This is a genomic window from Arachnia propionica (assembly GCF_003932785.1).
Lineage (GTDB): Bacteria > Actinomycetota > Actinomycetes > Propionibacteriales > Propionibacteriaceae > Arachnia > Arachnia propionica_B.
Window position 1 is genome coordinate 1 of the sequence record NZ_RQYT01000103.1, and the last position, 1,352, is coordinate 1,352.

The following is a 1,352-nucleotide window of genomic DNA, read 5'->3' on the forward strand; positions in this document are numbered from 1 at the left end:
GAGGAGGATGGCGCCTTGAGACATATTTCCTTTGAGACGGCCCAGACCTGGATCGAGCGTCTGGCGGGGTTGCCTGCTCCGGTGAGGATGGAGGACATCCCGGGGTTGGCGGCGGACTTCGGCTGGGAGCCCACCAAGTGGGATGACGAGTACAAGTATGAGGCGGAGGGGGCGCCTCAGATGGTTCTGGTGTCGGCGAATGAGGAGACCGGAGAGTACCTCGAGATTTTCTTTAGTTTGGTGAAGAATAGGGATGGTGGATTGTTGGGTAATGCGGCTGTGGTGGATTTTTTGCCGGGGTATGTGGAGGCGTTTTCTGGGGTGTGGGGTGAGCCGTGGAGTGTGATGACGGATGTGGAGACGATTGACTTCATTTGGAAACTCCATGAGCAGGGCTATGTTGAGCTCATTGCGTGGCCTCACAGTGTAGCCTGCCAATTTGTCACCTTTGACCCAACGGTGGAGCGGTGGTGATTCCCTCCGCTGGTCGAGCTGGGGCCGGAGCTTGCGGAGGGCCCGAGTCGAGACTTGGCGGGATTCCGGCCCAACTCGAGTCCCAGTACCCGTTCGCTGCGGGTTTCCACACGGACTGCTTGCTGACGCTCGCGGTCCGGCTCGACCAGCGCGGTGGGGGGAGGGGGTGGATGACGTCTTGAGGCATATTTCGTTTGAGACGGTCCGGACCTGGATCGAGCGTCTGGTGGGGTTGCCTGCTCCGGTGAGGTGGGATGACATCCCGGGGTTGGCGGCGGAGTTCGGGTGGGAGTCCACGAATATCGAATCTCGGTACAGGTACGAGGTCGAGGAGGAAGCTCAGGTTGTTCTGGTGTCGGGCAATGGAGAAACAGGCAAGTTGTATAACGTCAACTTTGATCTGGTGAGGAACTGGGAGGGGAATCTACTGGGGGATGTGGCGGTAGCGGATTTTTTTCCCCGTTTTGTGGAGGCTTTTTCTGGAGTGTGGGGTGAGCCGTGGAGTGTGATGACGGATGTGGACATGATTAAGTTCATCTGGAAATTTCATGAGCAGGGTTACGCTGAGTTGACGGTGTGGTCTGACTGCGTTACCTGTAGGTTTGTCACGTCGGATCGGACGGAGGAGCGGTGGTGATTCCCTCCGCTGGTCGAGCTGGGGCCGGAGCTTGCGGAGGGCCCGTGTCGAGACTTGGCGGGATTCCGGCCCGCCTCGAGTCCCAGCACCGTTCGCTGCGGGTTTCGACACGGACTGCTTGCTGGTGTTCGCAGTCTGGCTTGACCAGTGGAGGAGGATGGCGCCTTGAGACATATTTCCTTTGAGACGGCCCAGACCTGGATCGAGCGTCTGGCGGGGTTGCCTGCTCCGGTGAGGATGG

At 59.2% G+C, this 1,352-nt stretch carries 2 protein-coding genes; both read left to right on the plus strand.

Annotated elements, in window-relative coordinates; translation table 11 throughout:
• Nucleotides 1-474: DUF6301 family protein (locus EII35_RS15420; RefSeq protein WP_221739801.1), on the plus strand; the 474-nt coding region annotated here is incomplete at its 5' end.
• 166 nt (nt 475-640) lie between these two features.
• On the plus strand, nt 641-1,111 hold the full coding sequence (locus EII35_RS15425) for a DUF6301 family protein (protein ID WP_125229336.1): 471 nt from the start codon (nt 641-643) through the stop codon (nt 1,109-1,111).
• Nucleotides 1,112-1,352: the final 241 nt, after the last annotated feature.